Below are 233 nucleotides of genomic sequence, written 5' to 3' on the forward strand. Positions count from 1 at the left end.
CCGTACCGTTAGGCCTTTGCCCCAGTCACGACTTCGCCCAGCGCCATCATCTTGGCATCCAGCTTTAGCGCGGCGGCCTCGACTTCAACATTCTTGAGCCCACTCATGAGGCTCGACGGCGTATTGAAGACGAGACGCACCTTGCCGTCTGGATGCTCGTAGATCGAAAGACGCACAGGTACGTCGAGCCCCGCCTCGATGTGGTGCTGCATCATGGTGATAGCGATGAGCGG

The 233-nt window shown here is 59.2% G+C and carries 1 protein-coding gene; it reads right to left on the bottom strand.

The genetic code is table 11. The features are described from left to right. Nucleotides 1-8: 8 nt before the first annotated feature. Nucleotides 9-233, bottom strand: a 225-nt coding sequence (locus ACZ3HH_RS31215) for a DUF302 domain-containing protein (RefSeq protein ID WP_465810614.1), incomplete at its 5' end; no start/stop codon positions are given.

The organism is Pseudomonas sp. PME37.24/025, from assembly GCF_055556615.1.